We start from the raw sequence: 20,325 nt of genomic DNA on the forward strand, positions 1-20,325 counted from the left end.
TCATTCTCCTTTCGGTGCTGATGCGGTCCACGTCAATGCTTGCCGCAGCAGCTGCTGGTAGCCCGGATGCAGCCAAACCGCCAAATTGTGGCCGGGTGTCAGCACGCAAACCCTTCCCTCGCCTTCCGTTCGGGTCCATCCACCCGTCTGCTCCCCATATTCCGAACGGGTCACCATAAATATATTCACGTCACTCTGGTCAGTCATATCCATGAAATAGTGCTCGTCTTGCATCGTGAAGGCTTGGACTCCCCGGGTAATCTCCGTTTCTTGTACAGGCTCGACCGTGACCAGACACTGCTCCGGATGGTGATGAAAGACTCCTCCGACCAGCCCGCGCACGTCCTCTATGTCCCGGTAACCTACCGTACCGGAGTGCAGAACGAGCAGACCGCCACCCCCGCTGACGTAACGCTGCAGCAGACCACCGGTTTGGGCTGTGAGCCACGGTTGCTCTTTTACCGCGGAGACCCGATTGGATTTCGCCAAGATCAGCAAGTCATATTCCGTAAGCAACCTTTCAGCGAGTCCTGCCATTCGGCATCGGTTCCCAAAATGTAGTGAAAATTGAACCCGCCTGCCCGAAGCGGCTCCAAGCCTCCCTTCACTACATCGGCCGGATGCCATTGATCGTCGCATAATACGAGTATGTTCAAGAATGTTCCCCTCCTTTGACAGCGTTTGCAAAGCGTATTACTCCCAGTATTCCAGAAACCCGCTTGCCACGCAACCCGGTTCCAGGTCCGATCATGCAAAATGCGGATATAACAAAAAAATCCTTGCTCATTCGCAAGGATTGTCATTAGTCAAATTATGGTGCGGTAGAGAGGACTCGAACCTCCACGGGCGTACGCCCACTACCCCCTCAAGATAGCGTGTCTGCCATTCCACCACTACCGCACGTTTAAAGGGAACTGCTATTTAAAAAAACTGGTGAGCCATGAAGGACTCGAACCTTCGACACCCTGATTAAAAGTCAGGTGCTCTACCAACTGAGCTAATGGCTCTCGATGATCCACAACCTGTGCGCCCATAAGCATAGATGGTACAGATATCGGAATTCTTATTCTCCTGCAAGCAATGAAAGTGGTGACCCGTATGGGATACTCTCACTTCGTTCGAGACTGCGAAGCTGATCCTAACGATGCAACGCTTCGACGAACCCGTCTTGGGTTCTCATCCTCTGTTGCAAGCAATGAAAGTGGTGACCCGTATGGGATTCGAACCCATGTTACCTCCGTGAAAGGGAGGTGTCTTAACCCCTTGACCAACGGGCCATATCGTAACATCACTTTCTTGACGACAAGATTGAGTATAGCATAGAACAAAAAAGGTTGGCAAGCCCTTTTTGTAATATTTTTAAAAAAAGTGTCGCTGCCACTTCTCTCCTATTCCCGGGCATAAATTCATCCCTTATTTGGCATCCTATACACGTCAATGACATCAACACACGACAAGGAGACAAAATCAATGGCTAAACCAGACGACCGTTCTGATAACGCGGAAAAGATCAAAACCGCCATTATCAACACGCAGGACAACATTAACGAAACCAACGATTATTTGGCCGAACACGCCCAGGAAATTTCCGGTCAGGAAGTTCACAACCTTCAGCACAAAAACGCCAAGCGCGAAAGAGCGATTGAAGGCATGCGGGAAGAGTACGAAGACGAAAAATAAAGCTTGCGAGGATTTGCGAAGCAGCCCCCTGTCCAATGATGGATGGGGGTTGTTTTGTTGCTCCGACGACCCCTCCCCTGAGGGTTCTCATCCCTTTACACCAAAAAGCCCCCAGCCGCAAAGGCGGTGGGAGCTTTCTTACGAAGTATCTCTAAACGGAGAGAGAGGGATACTCTCACTTCGTTCGAGACTGCGAAGCCGATCCTCCCGAAGCTTATGCTCCGACGAACCCTCCCCCGAGGGTCCTCATCCCTTTTACACCAAAAAGCCCCCAGCCGCAAAGGCGGTGGGAGCTTTCTTACGATGTATTCCAAAACGGAGAGAGAGGGATACTCTCACTTCGCTCGAGACTGCGATGCCGATCCTCCCGAAGCTTATGCTCCGACGAACCCTCCCCCGAGGGTCCTCATCCCTTTACACCAAAAAGCCCCCAGCCGCAAAAGCGGTGGGAGCTTTCTTACGAAGTATCTCAAAACGGAGAGAGAGGGATTCGAACCCTCGCACCGCTTACGCAGTCTAACCCCTTAGCAGAGGGTCCCCTTATAGCCACTTGGGTATCTCTCCAAGAAACTGGCTCCCCGAACAGGACTCGAACCTGTGACAACTCGATTAACAGTCGAGTGCTCTACCAACTGAGCTATCAGGGAACGTTGTTATATGGTAACACCAAATAATTTATCATGATTTTGTAGCGGAGTCAAGCTTGTTCAAACGAAGATTTCCAGCGCATTTCCCGCACCGGTAACGGCGGGGATCGACCTTGCGTTTGCGCAGGTACACCATCCCGCACTGGCGGCACACCAGCTGGTACCGGTAGGGCTGCACCTTACGTTCGCGTGCCGAAGGCAGCGACTGGCAGTATCGGCTTCCCCCGACCTGCTGCAGCAGCATTTTAAAATCCGGATCCCGGTGTTTGTAGCCCCTTCCCATCAGGTGCAAATGGTAATGGCACAGCTCATGCTTGATGATCTTTTCCACTTCCTCCCGCCCGTTCGCTTCGAGCTGGTGGGGATTGATCTCGATATGATGGCTTTTCATAAAATAGCGCCCGCCCGTTGTGGATAATCGCCGGTTGAACGTGGCCCGGTGCCTGAAAGGCAGGCCGAAGCTTTCCTCCGAAATCCGCTCCACCCAAGCTTGCAGCTCTTCATTGCTCATGACGTCCATGAGGTCCTCCTCTGACTGAATTTGACGGTCTTCGGGGCGGTTGTCCCGAAAGAAACATTCTCTTGAATTATAACTTCCCCATACGCTACACTGACAAGTAGAATGTTATGGAGGGAGATTTTTGCGCCTTATGCCGAAGATGAGATATGTAATTTTACAGAAAAATGCCGACCTCTTTTTTGTGGAAATGCCCGCCGATTACGCTTACCAGCTCAGCGCGCTGAACCTGCGCCTCAATAAGGAAATAGACAAATTGACGGCCTCCGTCGTCCCCGAGCTGCCGCTCGCCGTGGCGGAATGCGATCAGTTGGATCTGCTGCAGGAACATCTGCAAATTCAGGATGGACTTGCCTACATCAACGCATTGGAGCAGTCCTTTGCTTCGATTGATGAACAGAGCTATCCCCTCATCGCCCTGCTGACCGAAATCCGTGCCCTTCAAGCCCAACTGGAACAGTGGTATGAGGAGGAAGCGGAGGGCTAGGCGGCCGCAGCGTTATTAGGGAAATAGCCATGAACTGAACCGGGATCACAGCGAGGAGAAACGTGAAGGAATGCATTATGGGATGCGTTTATAAAAATACAATCCCGTCCCCTTGCCGAACCCGGGAAATTCAGATGAGACCTGCACGCTTTGGGCGTTCTCCCCATATGCTGACCGTAGAGACGGAATGCAAGAGGAGGAGATCACCCTTGCCGCAATGGCTCTGTAATCAGCTGAGGAAGGCGTTTCACAAAAAAGACAGACGCCAGATCAAACTGCTCAACGAATGCTGGTTCTTCTACCGAAACGCCCCGGAAGAAAACTCGGACGCCCGATAAATATTTAGAAATGAGCCCGCTCCATGCAAACAGGCCGGTACCGTGTACCCGCCTGTTTTTTGCGTTTGGTTTTGTCGGATTCTATAGTCAGCATGCCCCTTGTTACCTACTCAAAGCTTCTCGAAGCCGGCCAGCTCCCTCTAAGCTTGCGAAGCAGAATAATCTGCCCCGTATGATAGGCGTCATGCATCATCAGGCTGTGAATGAGGCTGGCGAGCGGTCGGGTCGGAAACGGCGCGTTCAGCTCGCTGTCGCTCAAACCGGACAGGAAGCTTCGGATCTCGCCATGGACCTTTTTGAGCCGATCAACCGTCTTCTGCCAGGCCTCATCTCCATCTTCGACGTTCCTGAACGTCTCATCGTTGCTGGACGCCTTGCCGTCCGGTTCCTCGCCGCGCATCCGCTGCAGGTAATATTCCTTGTAATAAAGCAGGTGGTTTACGTTCTCCCAGATCGTGTTGATGGCTTCCCCTTCCGGCTTCCATACCGCTTCCTCAGCGGTTACACCGTCCAATGCAGGTACAAGCGGCGGATACCAGCCTTCATGATCAAAACATTCATCCCATCTTAGCAGCTGCTCTTGAGTTTGGCCCATCTACAAATCCTCCCTGTCCGGTTTTTTGTAACGAACTAAAATCGATTTATTAGTTACATCCATAAATTAACACAGTCTATTTCTGCCGGTCAAGTAACTAGCAAAATAATTATTTAGTTGTTACAATGGACCTGAAAGGAAGGATAACGTATGCTTTGGGATGATTTTTTGAACAGTGACTGGCATGATTGGCGGGGCAGCGGCAAGTCCGAGGACCGGTTGGACCGGCCCGGATGGCTGCGGGCATGGCTGCAGGAGCAGCAGCTGCCGTTACTCGATGAACCGAACCCCCACGAGCTGCAGCAGCTGAAAGAGCTCCGCTCCTTGATTCATGGCATGGTCACCTCCATCGTCCAGGGTGTTTCCCTTGAAGCCGAGGCGATCGGCAGGCTAAATGCGGTCATGTCCGCCGGCCCCGTCATTCGGGAGCTGTTCTACCGCGAAGACAGCTTGTCTACTGGGAACAAACCGGTCCGCTGGGACTGGCAGCAGGTCATGTCGGAGATCGCCGCGTCTTTCGCCGAGACGATCGCCAATGGCGAAACGGCAAGAATCCGGATCTGTGACAATCCGGACTGCCTCTGGGTGTATTATGACGATACCCGCAACCGTTCCAAACGCTACTGTGATGACAAAATGTGCGGGAATCTGATGAAGGTCCGGCGATTCCGGGCACGTAAGAAAGCGACCCAGCACGACCACGGCCACGACCATAACCAAACCTAAACCCGAACACGCCAAAATCCCGAAGACCGGAAACACTTTTTTCCATTCTTCGGGCGGGCTATGGGATGGAGTCCGGCAGCCGCTCGTGAACCATTAACGTACGCGATGCTGGCCGATACTCCATATATACCGATCTTATAAAATCCTTTAAATCCTGATCTGGTTATAATCCGATCTTGTTTACTTACAGTCTTGAGATAAGATTATTCTCCCTGATGCGGGTTGCGCATCGTCAGGCCGACACGGCCTTTTTTCAAATCGACGTTCAGCACCCATACTGTCACGTTATCGCCGACGGACACCACGTCCATCGGATGCTTGACATAGCCGCTGCTGAGCTGCGAAATGTGGACGAGACCGTCGCTTTTGATCCCGATGTCCACGAAAGCCCCGAAGTCGATGACGTTGCGTACGGTGCCCTGCAGCTCCATGCCTGGGGTCAAATCCTCGATCTTCAGCACGTCCGTCCGGAAAATAGGCAGCGGCAGCTCCTCCCGCGGGTCGCGCCCCGGGCGCTGAAGGCTCTCCAGAATGTCGCGCAGCGTAGGCACGCCGACTTCCAGCACCTCCGCCAGCTTCTCCACGTCCTGACGCCCCAGCAGCTCGGACAGCTCAGGCGTTCCCAGCTTCTCCATGCCGACACCAAGCTCGCGGAACAGACGGTCCACCACCTTGTACGATTCCGGATGGATTGGCGTGCGGTCGAGGGGATTATCGCCCTCGGAGATGCGCATAAATCCGATGCACTGCTCGTAGGTTTTGGCTCCCAGCCGCGGCACATTCTGCAGTTCTTTACGGCTCAAAAACTTACCGTTGGAATCGCGGTATTTCACGATGTTTTTGGCGGTCGTCGCGTTGACGCCGGACACATAGGACAGCAGCGACGGCGAAGCGGTATTCACGTCGACACCGACATGGTTGACGGCCGATTCGACGACGGTCTTCAGACTCTCGTCCAAATGCTTCTGGGAGACGTCATGCTGGTATTGGCCGACACCGATCGCCTTCGGCTCGATCTTTACAAGCTCAGCCAGCGGGTCCTGCACGCGGCGGGCGATGGACACGGCGCTGCGCTCCGCAACGTCAAGATCCGGGAATTCCTCCTGGGCCAGTTTGGACGCCGAATACACGCTTGCTCCAGCCTCGTTGACGATCAGGTAAGCCAGGTCCGGCACGCCAATGTCGTTGATCACTTCTGCCACGAACTGTTCCGTCTCGCGCGAAGCCGTACCGTTGCCGATCACGATCAGCTGGATGCTGTATTTCTTAATCAGCTCGTTGAACTTTGCGGCGGCTTCTTTCTTCTTGTTGTTCGGCGGCGTTGGGTACGTCACTGCCACCTCCAGCAGCTTGCCTGTATCGTCCACGACGGCGAGCTTGCAGCCTGTCCGGTAGGCCGGATCCACTCCGAGAACGCAGCGGCCCTTGACCGGCGGCTGCAGCAGCAGGCTGCGCAGGTTGCCGGAGAAGATCGAAATCGCCTGATTCTCCCCCTTCTCGGTCAGCTCAGCGCGGATTTCGCGTTCGATGGAAGGGGCGATCAGCCGTTTGTAAGCATCTTCAATAACGGCCGTGAGGATCGGCTGCACCGCCGAGCTGCCCTTGATGACCTGACGCGCCATAAAATTGTGGATTGACTCAGGCTGTACCTCGAGGCCGACTTTAAGAATATTTTCGCGTTCTCCGCGGTTAATGGCCAAAATGCGGTGAGGCGGCATCTTTTTCGCCAGCTCCCGGTAGTTGTAATAGTTCTCGTACACGGACTCCTGCTCGGGATCCTTCGCTTCCGAGGTCAGCATTCCATGGTCCATCGTATAACGCCGCACCCAGGCCCGGATGGTCGCATCGTCGGCCAGGTTCTCCGCCAGTATGTCCATCGCGCCGGAAATCGCATCGTCCGCCGTTTCCACACCCTTTTCCGCATCGACGTATTTGGCGGCTTCCTTGTGCACATCCCCCTGCTTTGGCTGAGCCATGATCCACTCGGAGAGCGGCTCAAGTCCCTTCTCTTTGGCGACGCTGGCACGGGTTTTGCGCTTCTGCCGGTACGGACGGTACAAATCTTCCACTTCCTGGAGCTTGGCCGCCTTCTCGATTGCCGTCTTGAGCTCCCCGGTCAATTTCCCCTGCTCGTCGATAATCCGGATGACCTCGCGCTTGCGCTCTTCCAAATTCCGCAGATAAGTCACGCGCTCTTCGATTCCGCGCAGCTGGTTCTCATCCAATTCCCCGGTCATTTCCTTACGGTAACGGGCGATAAACGGAATCGTGTTGCCCTCATCCAGCAGTCCCACCGTCGTCCGAATCTGCTTCAGGGACAGCTGCAGCTCCTTGGCAATCTGCTGCACGATCCGCTCCTTTTCCTGTGCCTTCAGTACTTCACCATTCTGTTCGATAACCATTTCCTTTTCCGTCAAAAGAAATCCCTCTTTCCCATTCGTACTTGCGTTTCCATGTATTCAAACGTTCTCTCATCATCGTCGTCATTAAAACATTCATTCGTCATCATGTGATTGGTCACAGACTTGTCCGAGTCGAAAAATCGGGTTGGTCTGGTTTATAAACGCCTGCTGCCGCAAACCGTCGTACCGAAAATTTTATATCAGCAGGGCGGCTTCCTGCGGCGTTATAGGTATCAGTGTCAGCTTGCCTGGCGGCCAGTCCGATTAACGGGCGGACAGCCTCTATGGAAAACTGTGAGATCAAACCAAAACTTTAGGCAAATCTACAAAGTTTTCATATCTTATTATCACAAACTTTTAACCATTTTTCCAGCGGTCATGTTTGGCAGGAGAAAGCTTCCATCCCACGGTAGATTTCCCCTGAAAAAGCAAAAAGAACCTTACCCCATAAACAGGGCAAGGTTCATCATACTGCTGCGGCTTCCATCTGTATAGACCTTTACGCAGGCCGGAGGCCGGTTAATTCTGGAAGGGGCCGGGGCTTATACGCGCCGGAAGCGGAAAAACTCGCTGTGGTAATCCCCGCGCTCAGCGCCTACCGCGATGCCCGCATACATCAGGGCGTCGCCAGTGTACACCTCGCTTGTGCCCACCAGCGCATAATCTGCGGCCGGATCGAGCCCCTTCAGCTTGAGGCGGTTCAGCGGCGCGTTGGATTCGGCCAGCACCCGGAAATAGAAGACCGCGGCCTCGCTGCCGTCTTCCGCCACGAACATCCAGGCGGTCTCATTGCCTTCAAACGGGCTGAGGAGCCGGTACATCTCGCCGGTCTGGACGAGCCCGCGGATTTCCTTATACAGCGCTACCTGCCGCTTGACGACTTCCTTCTCTTCTTCGGTGAACTTCGTCAAGTCGAGCTCGTAGCCAAAGTTGCCTGACATGGCGACGTAGCCGCGCATGTCGAGCGGCGTAGACCGTCCCACCTGGTGGTTCGGAACGGCGGAAATATGCGAGCCCATGGCGCTTACCGGGTAAACGATGCTCGTGCCGTACTGGATGCGCAGGCGGGACACCGCATCGGTGTTATCGCTCGTCCACGTCTGCGGCATGTAATAGAGCAGGCCGGGATCGAAGCGACCGCCTCCGCCGGAGCAGCTCTCGAACAGGATGTGCGGGAACGCCGACGTGATCCGTTCCATCACTTCGTAGAGGCCGAGCATGTAGCGGTGCGCCGTCTCCCGCTGACGCTCCGGCGGCAGCAGCGCCGAACCGATTTCCGTCATGTTGCGGTTCATGTCCCACTTCACGTACGTAATCGGCGCGCTGCTCAGCACCTCCGTCAGCATCCGTACAATCTCCTCGCGCACATCCTGCCGCGAGAAGTCGAGGATCAGCTGCTGGCGGCCTTCCGTACGGCGCCGGTCCGGTACATGCAGGCACCAGTCCGGGTGCTTGCGGTACAGGTCGCTGTCCGGTGAAATCATCTCCGGCTCGAACCAGAGGCCAAACTGCATTCCCATGCCCGTCACGCGGTTCACCAGGTCTTCCAGTCCTCCCGGCAGCTTGTTCTTATCTACCACCCAGTCGCCAAGCGAGGAATTGTCGCTGTCGCGATGGCCGAACCAACCGTCGTCCAGGACGAACAGCTCGATCCCAAGCTCTTTGCCGGCCTTGGCGATGTCGACGATTTTATCCGCATTGAACTGGAAGTAAGTCGCCTCCCAGTTGTTGACGAGGATCGGGCGCTCCTTGTCCCGGAACTGGCCGCGGGCCAGGCGCTCGCGGTACAGCCGGTGATAGGTCCGCGACATGCCTCCCAGGCCTTCAGAGGAATAGACCATGACGGCCTCCGGCGTCTGGAACGCGGCTCCCGGCTCCAGCAGCCAGGTGAAATCGAACGGATTGATCCCGATCGACAGACGGGTCGTCCGGAACTGGTCCACCTCGGCTTGGGCGATAAAGCTTCCGCTGTATACCAGGCTGAAGCCGTAGACCCCGCCGTGGTCTTCATCCGCCCCCGGAGACAGCAGCGCCGCAAACGGGTTCTGCTGGTGGCTGCTGGCCCCGCGGCGGCTCTCCACCGCCTGCATGCCATAGGCGACCGGACGGCGAACAACGTCGCGTTCCCGGGTCCAGGCGCCGGACAGCTGCAGCCACTCGTAGTCGGCGCGCGGGAAGTCCACGCTTGCGCTGAGGGCTCTCAGCAGTTCCACCGGCTCGGTGCTGTCGTTCACGATTTTTAACGAGCGGGTCAGCGCATCATAAGCTTCCATCACCGTGTACTGCAGCTCCACATGCAGCCCCGACACGGGATCCTGCATATTCACAAACAGCGTTTCGGCTTCGGACTCGCACTCCACATATGTCGAAGGAAGTCCCTCCATCCGCGGCTTGCCCTGCTCTACCCGATGCGACACATACTTGAATTCGGTGACAGTTGAGCCGTCAGGCAGCCGGAACTGTACCAGCGGGTGACGGAAATCGCTCGTTCCGTACACTGGAAGCTCTTGCGGCAGCGTGTCCAGGGAGATCGTACGATCCTCCGGCACCGGATTCGGGCTGAAGGAGGCCCGCTCGGTCGTCACGAGCAGCCAGCTCAGGTCAGCGTCGCGCAGCCTTTTCCCGTAATAGAGATGGGCGGCATAGCCGGACGGAAGAATCTGAATTACGTAGCTTGAACTGCGGGTCTGAAGATGAAATAATTGCTGCTTGGTATCGATATGAATCGCCATAATTCCCTCCCTGATATCACAAGCGGATAGACGCAGATGCAGTACTCACCTGCCCGCTCATACGTTGGATACAATTCATTATAGCGGATGCGTAACCCCTTACAATGGACTTATGTGACTTAAAAACAAGTTCAAAAACAAGAAAAAGGCGCCCCTTCCGGGTACGCCTTATCCTTCACAACCATATCATCAACCTTATGGTTCAACGCTTAAAAATCGATCAGGCTGAGACTGATTTGCAGCGAATCATCCACCTTTTTCATCGTTTCTTCATCCAGGTGGGTAATTTTGTCCGTCAGCCTCTGCTTATCAATGGTCCGGATTTGCTCCAGCAAAATGACCGAATCCCTGTCAAAACCATGCGAAACCGCATCGATCTCCACATGGGTCGGCAGCTTTGCCTTTTGAATCTGGGCGGTAATGGCCGCCACGATGACCGTAGGACTAAAACGGTTGCCGATATCGTTCTGAATGATCAGAACGGGCCTGACTCCACCTTGCTCAGAACCGACTACGGGTGAAAGATCCGCAAAAAAAACGTCGCCGCGTTTTACGATCAATGTCTACACCCCGCTCACTAAGCGGCCTAGAGTGCTGTCTGCATCTTCTTCCGCATGAAAGGCCTCCGATGCCATCGTCAAATTGATCTTGGCCATTTCCATATAGCCGCGCTGCATTGACTCCCGTATATAACGTTTCTTCCGCTCCGTTAAATACAGTTTCATGGCTTGCCTGATGAGTTCACTGCGGTTCGAATTCTCCATCGCAACGATGCCATCCACTTCCTGCAAAAGATGATCCGGCAAGCTGATCATAATTCGTTTGGTATTCTGCATATTAGCCACCTTCTGTTCCACCCCCACAATACCTTCTCACCCTTGTGCCCAGTATAACTTGAATCAAGGAAATTTATACAAAGGAATATATATGCCGAAGATATACCAGGTATGCTGCATACATTATAAACTAGACTCGGCATTTACGTACAGTCATTCCGTCATTACCTTTATTCGGGATGCTTGTGCCGTATTCCTTCATTTCCAGCAAAAAGGCTGAAATTCCGCCTTTCTTCGCATTAGGTGAGCAGTGGGTTGACCCGGTTGTACAGCGCCCCGTGCTTCGTGTAAACACGAGGTACCCGGTGGGAAATCATACAGATGACCTCATAGTGGATGGTACCCAGCTGAGAAGCCAGCTCATCTGCCGTAATACACTGGCCAGACTGCTGACCGATGAGCACAACCTCCTCGCCCGCATGAATTTCCTCTGCCTCTTCGGCAAAAGATTGAAGTGTTACCATACACTGGTCCATACAGATCGTTCCGACAACGGGAACGCGGCGGCCGCGGATCAGGACTTCCGCTTTACCGCTCAGCATCCGCGAGTACCCGTCGGCATAGCCGATCGGCAGCGTTCCAATGACTTCATCTTGATCCGTCACATATTTGGCGCCGTAGCTGACGCCCCAATGCGGCGGAAGGGTTTTGACATATACAAGCTCTGTCTTCAGCGTCAATACCGGGGAAAGTGCGACAGTCTGATGATTCACCTCATCCGATGGATACAATCCGTACAGGCTGATGCCGACGCGGACCATATTGTAGGACAGCTGAGGGGTATCAATCGCTGTGGCGCTGTTGCCCGTATGTATAAGAGGAGGGCTGAATCCTTTCTCCCCGAGCGAGGCCACCACGCTCTCGAAACGCCGGTACTGCTCCAGTGTATAGCTTTTATCTTCTTCGTCCGCTTTGGAAAAATGGGTAAACAAGCCTTCAACCTCAGCCTGCGAAAGAGCATAGAGCGACTCGATAAACGAAATGGCGTCCGGGCCGGGAAGAAGTCCCAGTCTGCCCATTCCGCTGTCGATCTTAATGTGCACCTTCAGCGGTCTGGACTCGGCGTCCGCCGGGAGCTGCCGGATCGCTTCCCGTACCTCCGGGCTGAACACCGTCACTGTTATGTTATTCTCCCACGCCGTTCTTATGCCTTCCGGAGGCGTGTAGCCAAGCACCAGGATGGGCAGCGTCAAGCCGGCATGCCGCAGTTCAATCGCTTCATCCAGGAAAGCGACGCTTAAATAGTCCACCCCGATGCTCGCAAGTTCCCGCGCCACCTGTACGGCACCATGACCGTACGCATCCGCCTTGACGCAGGCCAGAAATTTCATGCCTTCGGGCAGAGCCCGGCGAAATGCCGTAACGTTCGCTTGAAGATGGTCCAGATTGATTTCCGCTCTAGTTGCTCTATATTGTTGCTGCATTCATTCGTCACCTTCTCTAAGAATTAACACACTCATTACATACAGTCATTGAAAGGAGAGTTGTCATTTTCGTTCGATCATTCTATGGACATAGATGGATCGGATCGAAAATCAGTTGTTATTTACCTTTCGTTTATCCTATGTAATCGTAATGTTCAGGAAGGTGACTGTCAATGAACCACGCCCCGGCTGAATCCGGATGGTTTACCGTACCACAGCGGTTTTCGAAGATGGATAGGCGAAAGCCCCTTCGTTGCGCCGGTGGAATCATGCCCCGCCGGCCCGAAGGGTCCGCCTGTCTGCGTATTATTTACCCGATTGTTCCTGTAAAGACGCTGCAATCTGTATCATTTCGTCCACCGGCAGGTTAGCGCTTGTAATGCGGAATTCCACGCCGTCCCCATTCATCCAGGTCAGCGTTTGCTGCTCATCGCCAGCCAGGAGGCCTGCCGTAAATCCAAGATCCACCACTTCACCCGACATCAGGGACACGGCACGGTCCTGCGGACGGGATTCCATGATCGTGAACTGGTATGTACCGTCATACCGAAGCAGCAGCGCATGGTTGTCACTGTTGTCCAACTTGTTGCTGTCCTTGAGCGTAACGCCTTCAGGCAGGTAATCCGGAATAATCATGCCAAAGTCGCCCAGTTCCTTCGTGACTTCCTGCGCCGCTTCCCCGTTATCGCCCTGCGGCTGGTCCTGGGATGCGACCGGATTGCCGTTCTCGTCGACTTCGGCCACCGTTCCGACCGACGGATCGCTTTGCACGGTCATGTTGCGCTTCATGTCAAAAGAGTCCTTGTCGAATTTCGCATCGAACTGGAACTGATCGAACTTGACCTCAACGACGACATGGGCGTCAGAGTCGGAGACTTGTACTTGTTTTGGCGCGTAATTGTCCTTGCTGAGCCAAATTTTCTGGCGGACGAGAGACTGGCTGTGATAGTTGGCCGCAACATCGAAGACATAGCTGTCCTTGTCTGCGGCAAACTGCCGGGTGTTATCGCTTAAGATGCCCCGGACGAGCGTTTGGTATAAATAGACTTGCCCCTGGTTGTCCGGCCAGTCGCTTTTAAACCGGAAGCTTTTGTTCAGGCTTGGCGTCAGCACGAATACCCCGTCGTCGTTGCGGAGAACGATTTGCGTAACGTCCTTCTGGGCGTTCGTCAGGCTGATGCGGTAGTAGTTTGGATTCTGGTACCATACCTCCACCTGGTATTCCTGCGGCTTTTCCCCGGTATACAGCGTCATTTTCCCCGTTCCTTTGTAAGAGCCATCCTTGCTTTGCAGTGTATCGACCACGTTGTTCAAGTCTTTGACAACGGAAGCGGCATCCTTTTTGCCACCACAGCCTGCCAACACAACCGTAACGCACAAGATCATGGCGAGCATCCATGAAATCCGGCGCATGACATCATCCCCCTTAGCACTTGGTTTGAACTGATTGATACATGTCTATGAGGGACTTGGTCACATTATGCAGACTAGCATGACAAGCCTGATACCGAATCCGTGTTGCTGAATTTTATGTTATTAGTTCGCTGTTATACGACGTTATATAAAGGTGACTCGCGGCGGTACCGCTCCATGAACGCTTGCCTTGTCATGAGCAGCATCTGCGGAACCAGCTTGGGAGCGCTGTGCTTCACACGTTTTTGCCCGGCGGGATGAAGCATTCGCAGCAGAAACCTTAAATAGATCGTCGTCAGCAGCCGAAACCACCCGGCCTTCAGCTGGTGCTGCTCGAAGCCCAGCCCGTGGGTCAGCCCCCGGTGAAGCAGCGTAATTCCCGTCAGCGCTTTGACCTCGGCCAGTTCGGGAACCTGGTCCATCGCTTCACGGATCTGTCTGAGCGATTGCTTCAGGAGCCTGGCGGTTTTCAGCGCCGCCCTGTCCGGCCCAAGGCTCCGCGACAGCTCCAGCACCTGCCCGTTATCCAAATGAAGCTCCCCGATCCAGTCGCCGGCATGAAGCCACTGCCCGCTGTCACTGCGGATGCTTTGCCCGTGAAAAGGCCGAACCACCAGCTTGCAAATCCCGTAACTCAGCACCCGCTTGCTGCGCAGCCGCGTGATCCGGTCGAACAAGCCCTCCCATTTCATCCATGCCGTCTGGACTCCCGTCTTCAAAGCCGTCGTTTTGATCAATATCATCACATCTCTTCTCTATTAAGTTCGTTCTATTCAGTTTGACGGTTCAAATGAGGGAATCCATGCAAATCATCCAAAAAAAGATATTTGCATGATTGGCACTGACCACGAAACGTTCCTCGTGGAACAAGACGTGTCCGCGGCGCCGCCTGGCAACATGCCCGGATTCCTTTATCGGGGGAAGGCCGCTTATGTTCCAGTCATTCGGTAAAAAGAAACGGCAGGCCGGAGGCTGGGCCGGGATACCGCCCCTGCGGTACCATTTCCGACCCATCCCTCCTGACCTGCCTGTCTTAAAAAATGCTGCTGCTCTATTGATCCGCCAAAATACGGTCGATCGATACCAATTGCACGCATACGCACAAAATATCGATGGCCTGCGCAAGCTCTTCGAGCGATGGATAGGTTGGCGCAATACGGATATTGCGGTCCCGCGGATCGCGCCCGTACGGATAAGTGGCTCCGGCAGGCGTTAGTGTCACCCCGGCCTCGGCTGCACGCTGCACGACTTCCCGTGCGCAGCCGTCTATCGTATCCAGGCTGATAAAATAACCACCGCTGGGCTTACTCCATGAAGCGATATCTTTAGAGCCGAGCCCGGATTCCAGCTTGCTCAGTACCAAGTCGAATTTCGGCTTGATGATCGCGGCATGCTTTTCCATGTGGCGGCCCAGGTGCTCCATATCCTTCAGAAAGCGGATGTGCCGCAGCTGATTCACTTTATCCGGGCCGATCGTCTGCACGGACAGCTGTTTTTTCAAATGGCTGAGGTTGTCCCTGCTCGCCGCCAAGGCCGCTACGCCGGAACCCGGAAATGTCACCTTGGAAGTGGATGCAAAGATGAATACACGGTCAGGATGGCCGGCGTTCGAGCAGGCTTCCAGCATATTTTTCAGCTCGTCATGCCTTGAAGTCAGATGATGAACCGTATAAGCGTCATCCCAGAAAATGCGGAAATCGCCCGCCTTCGTCTTCATCCGGGCCAGCCGTTCCACCGTTTCGTCGGAATAGGTGATACCGCCGGGGTTGCTGTACTTCGGCACACACCAAATCCCCTTGATGGAGTCATCTTCGGCGACAAGCCTCTCTACTGCGTCCATATCCGGCCCTTCCGGCGTCATATCTACGATGATCATTTCGATATTCAGCTGCTCACAGATCGCAAAATGGCGGTCATACCCAGGGCTTGGACACAGGAATTTGACGGACGGGAGCCTGCTCCACGGCTGCTCACTGCCAAGCACCCCGAACAGCATCGCCCGTGCCAGCGCATCATACATCAAGTTTAGGCTGGAGTTGCCTTGAACAATCACTTCGGAAGACTGAACCCCAAGCATCTCGACAAAAAAACGCTTCGCCTCCGGGAGCCCGTCAAGGCCGCCGTAATTGCGGCAGTCCGTCCCATCCTCCGCCCGAAGTTCTTCCCCGGACGGCAGAATGTCCAGCATTTCGTTCGAAAGCTGCAGCTGCTCCGGGCACGGCTTGCCCCGGGACATATCCAGCTTCAAATTAAGACTCCGGTATGCCTCATATTCAGCTTGCAGCCGGGCTTGCTCCCGCCTTAACTCATCTTCCTGCCATCCGGCATAACCCGTAACCATCTTCATCTCTCCTCGCTCAGCTCTTCGTCTAACTTTTACTAAATTACACCATATGACCGAAAGCAGGCAGATGTCAACTACAAAAATCACCACACCTGGCGTCATGAAAATCCAAAAAAACCGGACTGCTGTAACGCAGCCCGGTTCCGGTGCTTTTTATGTTTAGCTGTGTGGGGTTGGAGGCTCCTTCGGGACCAGCTTGAAGATCTCTCCGCTCTCAAACGTATCGATGAGCCGGTCCAGCCAGCCGTAATAAGCAACCGCCTCGTGCAGCTTGGCGATATCCTTGCGCAGCAGCTCGGTGAACTCGGGATCATGCTCATACTCCGTCAGCAAGCGGCCCATTTCGTCGATGGACTTGCTCAGAATCTGGATATTGCTCTCTACCGATTTTCTCCACTTGATATCGAAAAAGTCGGTAAACGTCTGATACCAATCGTATTCCACTTCATATAAGTCCTTGCGGGAGCCCTTCTCCCATACTTTATTGACCATCTTCAAGTCCAGCAGGGTCCGGACGCCCGTGCTCATGCTGGTCTTGCTCATTTTCATTTCCCGTCCCATTTCATCCAGGGTCATCGGCTTGTCTGCAAAAAAAAGCAGCCCGTATAAATGTCCGGTGGACTGGGAGATTCCATATAAGTCCATGTTTCTTCCGATCGTTTCAATGACGCGCTTGCGTACCTTGTGGATTGCTGCGTCGCGTTCATCTTCGAATTGGTCCAAGCTCATGCTTGCAACCTCCTTATTTGTTCAACCATTCTCCGCAGAATCCCCGGCCCATAAGCCTGAACAAGGTCCGGAATCCGCTTGTGTTGCCCGTGTTTGTAAGTGAAAAAGTATGGAGAAGACCAAACCTTCATCGTCTATTGTATGTAAACGTATTTTAATTGTAAAGAAACCGATCCGTCAGGAAAACGGCGGATATGGGAGCATTCGGCAGTAAATTTCGTACAGTTTTTTCTGTACGTTCTTTACGTACGGTTAAAACGTTTGATACTATATATATTAATTGTTACACTGTTACCCGTTGGTTATTTACGCAGCATCGTGTTCGCACTTATCAACGATAGAGAAGCAATAAGGGGGTATCACAGTTGTCTATTTTGCAGCTTAAACAAGTCAGCAAATTGTTCGGAGCCCAGGCGGAGCAGAGCGTCGGGCTGCTCGAACAAGGCTGGAACAAGGAGAAGCTGGCGAAGGAAAAATCCGTGACCGTCGGGGTGAACCGGGTCAACCTCAGTATTGAAGCTGGCGAAATTTTCGTCATTATGGGGCTGTCCGGCAGCGGCAAATCCACCCTCGTCCGGATGCTGAACCGGCTGATTGAGCCTACGGCGGGGGAAATCCTCGTTCACGGGCAGGATTTAAGAAAAATGAATAAGGAGCAGCTCCGTAAGGTACGGCGCCAGACGATCAGTATGGTCTTTCAGAAGTTCGCGCTGTTTCCGCACCGGACCGTACTGGAAAACGTGGAATACGGGCTTGAGATTCAAAAGGTCAAAAAGCCGGAGCGCACGGAGAAAGCGATGAAGTCGCTCGAGCTGGTCGGCCTCAAGGGCTGGGAAAACAAATCTCCCGACGAGCTGAGCGGCGGCATGCAGCAGCGCGTCGGTCTGGCCCGGGCGCTCGCGAATGACCCGGAAATTCTGCTGATGGACGAAGCCTTCAGCGCGCTTGATCCGCTGATCCGCCGTGACATGCAGGATGAGCTGCTGGAACTGCAAGAGACGATGAAGAAAACAATTATCTTCATCACGCACGATCTGGACGAAGCGCTGCGGATCGGCGACCGGATTGCGCTCATGAAGGATGGCGCCGTCGTGCAGGTGGGCACGCCGGAAGAAATTCTGACGCAGCCGGCCAACGCCTATGTGGAGCGGTTCGTCGAGGACGTCGACCTGTCCAAGGTGCTGACCGCCGCCCATGTCATGCGCCGTCCGGAGACGATTATGCCGGACCGGGGGCCGCGTGTGGCGCTCGAGCTGATGCGCGAGCGCGGCATCTCCAACCTGTTCGTCATCGACCGCGGCAAGCGGCTGCTCGGCGTCATCACGGCGGAGGATGCCTCGGAAGCGATGCGCAGCGGCAAAACGCTTGCGGACATTCTGATCACGGATGGTCCAAGAGTGCATCCGGACGTCCTGATCAACGAGCTGTTTGAAATCACCAGCATGTCCAAGGTGCCGCTGGCCGTCGTCGACGACAACGACCGTCTTGCTGGCGTGATCGTCCGGGGTGCCCTGCTTGGTGCGCTCGCCGGGGAGAACAGTTCGAAGGAGGTGAGCCCAAATGCCGAAAATACCGCTGGATGAGTGGATTGAAGCGTTGGTCGGCTGGATGGGAGACCATCTGACGGTCCTGTTCGACTTTATTTCGAGTGTCATCGAAGGCATCGTTAACGGATTTACCTGGCTGTTCATGCTGCCGCATCCGTTCCTGTTTATCGTCATACTCGGTATTCTTGCCTTCCTGGTCGGGCGGATATCCCTGACGCTGTTCTCGGTGATCGGATTTCTGCTGATCTATAACCTGGGGTACTGGCCGCAGACGATGGACACTCTCAGTCTCGTCATTACCTCCGCCCTGATCTCGGTCGTCTTAGGCGTTCCAATCGGCATCTGGTGTGCTTACAGCAGAGGAGCTTCCCGTATCATTACGCCGATACTCGATTTCATGCAGACGATGCCGGCCTTCGTCTATCTGCTGCCGGCCGTTACCTTCTTCAGCCTGGGCGTCGTGCCAGGGGTCATCGCTTCGGTTATCTTCGCGATTCCGCCGACGATCCGCCTGACCCTGCTCGGCATTCAGCAGGTATCGGGCGAGCTTACGGAAGCAGCCGATGCCTTCGGGTCCACCGGACCGCAGAAGCTCTTCAAGGTGCAGCTGCCGTTGGCCATGCCGACGCTGATGGCCGGCATCAACCAGACCATCATGCTGTCGCTGTCCATGGTCGTCATCGCTTCGATGATCGGCGCCCAAGGCATCGGAGCCGAGGTATACCGTGCGGTAACCCAGCTCCAAATCGGGAAAGGCTTCGAAGCCGGTCTTGCGGTGGTTATTCTCGCCATCGTGCTCGACCGCTTTACGCAAAACCTATTTAAATCCAAAAAAAGGGGTGCATAACATGAAAAAACAGAAAAAATGGACGATCCTGGCCAGCCTCGGTCTGGCCGGCGCACTGATGCTGTCCGCCTGCGGCCAAAACGGCTCTGGCGGGTCGGCAAGCGGAGAAGGCAGCGCTGATTCCTTCGGTAAACAGGTCAACTACGAAATTATCGGTATCGACCCCGGTGCCGGAATCATGAAGGCGACCAACAAAGCCATCGAAGAATACGGCCTGTCCGACTGGAAGCTGATTGAAGGCTCCGGCGCGGCGATGACGGCGACGCTGGCCAAAGACATTAAGGCCAAAAAGCCGATCGTCATTACCGGATGGACACCACACTGGATGTTCTCCAAATATGACCTAAAGTATCTGGATGATCCGAAGAAAGTATACGGCGAAGCCGAGGAAATCCATACGATTGCCCGCAAAGGTCTGGAGCAGGATGAGCCGACCGCTTACGCATTCCTGGACCGGTTTGAATGGTCCTCCGATGAAATGGGCGAGATCATGACGGCGATACAGGATGGCAAGAAGCCGGAAGAGGCCGCCAAGGCATGGGCTGACAGCCACGCCGACCGGGTCAATGAATGGATCAAGGACCTGAAGCCTGTTAACGGCAACCCGCTGAAGCTGAGCTATGTTGCCTGGGATTCGGAAATCGCCAGCACCAACCTGCTGCAGTACATCCTTCAGGAGAAACTGGGCTACAAGGTAACCGCCCTGCAGGTTGAGGCAGGACCGATGTGGACCGGCGTCGCCAACGGGGACGTGGACGCATCGGCCGCAGCCTGGCTGCCGCTGACCCACGCCGATTACCTCGCCAAATTCAAGGATCAGATCGATGATCTGGGCGCTAATATGACCGGCGTCAAAACCGGCCTGGTCGTACCGTCCTACGTTGACGTTAAGTCCATCGAAGACCTGAAGAAATAATTCAATTCATTCTCTATAGGTTCATATGAAAAGGAAAAAGGGCTGGGCCCGGTAGATTGTTCTACCTGGGGACCCAGCCCTTTTTTTGCTGGAAGAGGAATCGGGTCCGTCATCCAGACACCGAACCGGTGCAGCCATTCTATAG

Annotated in this window: 20 protein-coding genes and 5 tRNA genes; 7 read left to right on the plus strand and 18 right to left on the minus strand. The window is 54.4% G+C overall.

All coding sequences use genetic code 11. From position 1 onward, the window contains the following. The 5 genes from K2F33_RS01920 to K2F33_RS01940 form a co-directional block, all read right to left on the minus strand. Positions 1–516, minus strand: coding sequence for a ThuA domain-containing protein (locus tag K2F33_RS01920; protein ID WP_263880879.1), 516 nt, complete (start codon positions 514–516; stop codon positions 1–3). Next, the gene (locus K2F33_RS01925; RefSeq protein ID WP_263880880.1) at positions 492–656 is read right to left on the minus strand and encodes a hypothetical protein; all 165 of its coding nucleotides are present in this window, start codon (positions 654–656) and stop codon (positions 492–494) included. Before K2F33_RS01925 ends, K2F33_RS01920 begins: the two co-directional genes overlap by 25 nt. Before the next feature lie 158 nt (positions 657–814). Then, positions 815–900 (minus strand) — tRNA-Leu (locus K2F33_RS01930). A gap of 31 nt (positions 901–931) precedes the next feature. Next, a tRNA-Lys gene (locus K2F33_RS01935) sits at positions 932–1,007 on the minus strand. 195 nt (positions 1,008–1,202) lie between these two features. After that, a tRNA-Glu gene (locus K2F33_RS01940) sits at positions 1,203–1,277 on the minus strand. Positions 1,278–1,470: 193 nt separating this feature from the next. Between K2F33_RS01940 and tlp the strand changes: the two genes are divergently transcribed. Further along, a complete protein-coding gene (gene tlp, locus K2F33_RS01945; RefSeq protein ID WP_263880881.1) occupies positions 1,471–1,680 on the plus strand; it encodes a small acid-soluble spore protein Tlp in 210 nt (69 codons plus the stop codon). 475 nt (positions 1,681–2,155) lie between these two features. Here tlp and K2F33_RS01950 read toward each other — a convergent pair. The 3 genes from K2F33_RS01950 to K2F33_RS01960 all read right to left on the minus strand — a co-directional run bounded on the left by K2F33_RS01950 (position 2,156) and on the right by K2F33_RS01960 (position 2,838). Further along, positions 2,156–2,244: transfer RNA gene (locus K2F33_RS01950), tRNA-Ser, on the minus strand. Between the two features lie 7 nt (positions 2,245–2,251). Further along, a tRNA-Asn gene (locus K2F33_RS01955) sits at positions 2,252–2,327 on the minus strand. A gap of 31 nt (positions 2,328–2,358) precedes the next feature. Next, complete coding sequence (locus tag K2F33_RS01960; protein ID WP_263882273.1) at positions 2,359–2,838, minus strand: SprT family protein; 480 nt, start codon at positions 2,836–2,838, stop codon at positions 2,359–2,361. A 139-nt stretch (positions 2,839–2,977) separates the two neighbouring features. Here K2F33_RS01960 and K2F33_RS01965 point away from each other — a divergent pair, with 139 nt between their 5' ends. Next, on the plus strand, positions 2,978–3,331 hold the full coding sequence (locus K2F33_RS01965) for a hydrolase/acyltransferase (RefSeq protein WP_076174826.1): 354 nt from the start codon (positions 2,978–2,980) through the stop codon (positions 3,329–3,331). A 209-nt stretch (positions 3,332–3,540) separates the two neighbouring features. Further along, positions 3,541–3,669, plus strand: coding sequence for a cortex morphogenetic protein CmpA (cmpA, locus tag K2F33_RS01970; RefSeq protein ID WP_089549977.1), 129 nt, complete (start codon positions 3,541–3,543; stop codon positions 3,667–3,669). A 106-nt stretch (positions 3,670–3,775) separates the two neighbouring features. On the opposite strand, the gene K2F33_RS01975 is transcribed toward cmpA, so the two are convergent. After that, entirely contained in the window at positions 3,776–4,264 is a 489-nt protein-coding gene (locus K2F33_RS01975; RefSeq protein WP_263880882.1) for a DinB family protein, read from the minus strand. 150 nt (positions 4,265–4,414) lie between these two features. Between K2F33_RS01975 and K2F33_RS01980 the strand changes: the two genes are divergently transcribed. Continuing rightward, a complete protein-coding gene (locus K2F33_RS01980) occupies positions 4,415–4,990 on the plus strand; it encodes a CGNR zinc finger domain-containing protein (protein WP_263880883.1) in 576 nt (191 codons plus the stop codon). A gap of 203 nt (positions 4,991–5,193) precedes the next feature. Here the strand turns inward: K2F33_RS01980 and K2F33_RS01985 are convergent, their stop codons facing one another. The 9 genes from K2F33_RS01985 to K2F33_RS02025 form a co-directional block, all read right to left on the minus strand. After that, a complete protein-coding gene (locus tag K2F33_RS01985; protein ID WP_263882274.1) occupies positions 5,194–7,392 on the minus strand; it encodes a Tex family protein in 2,199 nt (732 codons plus the stop codon). A gap of 542 nt (positions 7,393–7,934) precedes the next feature. Further along, positions 7,935–10,124 (minus strand): alpha-galactosidase, encoded by a 2,190-nt coding sequence (locus K2F33_RS01990; RefSeq protein ID WP_263880884.1) that lies wholly within the window; start codon positions 10,122–10,124, stop codon positions 7,935–7,937. Positions 10,125–10,333: 209 nt separating this feature from the next. Further along, the gene (locus K2F33_RS01995; protein ID WP_076174838.1) at positions 10,334–10,684 is read right to left on the minus strand and encodes a type II toxin-antitoxin system PemK/MazF family toxin; all 351 of its coding nucleotides are present in this window, start codon (positions 10,682–10,684) and stop codon (positions 10,334–10,336) included. A 3-nt stretch (positions 10,685–10,687) separates the two neighbouring features. Continuing rightward, entirely contained in the window at positions 10,688–10,969 is a 282-nt protein-coding gene (locus tag K2F33_RS02000; protein ID WP_036648438.1) for a CopG family ribbon-helix-helix protein, read from the minus strand. Positions 10,970–11,199: 230 nt separating this feature from the next. Beyond that, entirely contained in the window at positions 11,200–12,384 is a 1,185-nt protein-coding gene (gene alr / locus K2F33_RS02005; protein WP_076174841.1) for an alanine racemase, read from the minus strand. A 306-nt stretch (positions 12,385–12,690) separates the two neighbouring features. Further along, positions 12,691–13,797, minus strand: coding sequence for an outer membrane lipoprotein-sorting protein (locus tag K2F33_RS02010; RefSeq protein WP_076174843.1), 1,107 nt, complete (start codon positions 13,795–13,797; stop codon positions 12,691–12,693). A gap of 134 nt (positions 13,798–13,931) precedes the next feature. Next, complete coding sequence (locus K2F33_RS02015; protein ID WP_076174846.1) at positions 13,932–14,540, minus strand: YkoP family protein; 609 nt, start codon at positions 14,538–14,540, stop codon at positions 13,932–13,934. A gap of 308 nt (positions 14,541–14,848) precedes the next feature. Further along, positions 14,849–16,144 (minus strand): aspartate aminotransferase type Ic, encoded by a 1,296-nt coding sequence (locus tag K2F33_RS02020; protein ID WP_412973962.1) that lies wholly within the window; start codon positions 16,142–16,144, stop codon positions 14,849–14,851. A 156-nt stretch (positions 16,145–16,300) separates the two neighbouring features. After that, the gene (locus K2F33_RS02025) at positions 16,301–16,870 is read right to left on the minus strand and encodes a GbsR/MarR family transcriptional regulator (RefSeq protein WP_105442104.1); all 570 of its coding nucleotides are present in this window, start codon (positions 16,868–16,870) and stop codon (positions 16,301–16,303) included. Between the two features lie 365 nt (positions 16,871–17,235). Here K2F33_RS02025 and K2F33_RS02030 point away from each other — a divergent pair, with 365 nt between their 5' ends. The 3 genes from K2F33_RS02030 to K2F33_RS02040 are packed head-to-tail and all read left to right on the plus strand — an operon-like array spanning position 17,236 to position 20,180. Next, positions 17,236–18,453 carry a quaternary amine ABC transporter ATP-binding protein gene (locus tag K2F33_RS02030; RefSeq protein WP_076174856.1) on the plus strand — a complete coding sequence of 406 codons (1,218 nt, stop codon included), beginning with the start codon at positions 17,236–17,238 and terminating at the stop codon, positions 18,451–18,453. Continuing rightward, a complete protein-coding gene (locus K2F33_RS02035; RefSeq protein ID WP_076174858.1) occupies positions 18,431–19,264 on the plus strand; it encodes an ABC transporter permease in 834 nt (277 codons plus the stop codon). Before K2F33_RS02030 ends, K2F33_RS02035 begins: the two co-directional genes overlap by 23 nt. 1 nt (position 19,265) lies before the next feature. Continuing rightward, positions 19,266–20,180 carry a glycine betaine ABC transporter substrate-binding protein gene (locus K2F33_RS02040; RefSeq protein WP_089549968.1) on the plus strand — a complete coding sequence of 305 codons (915 nt, stop codon included), beginning with the start codon at positions 19,266–19,268 and terminating at the stop codon, positions 20,178–20,180. Positions 20,181–20,325 lie beyond the last annotated feature (145 nt).

The sequence above is a fragment of the Paenibacillus sp. PSB04 genome, from assembly GCF_025809195.1.
GTDB classification, from domain to species: Bacteria; Bacillota; Bacilli; order Paenibacillales; family Paenibacillaceae; genus Paenibacillus_AQ; species Paenibacillus_AQ favisporus.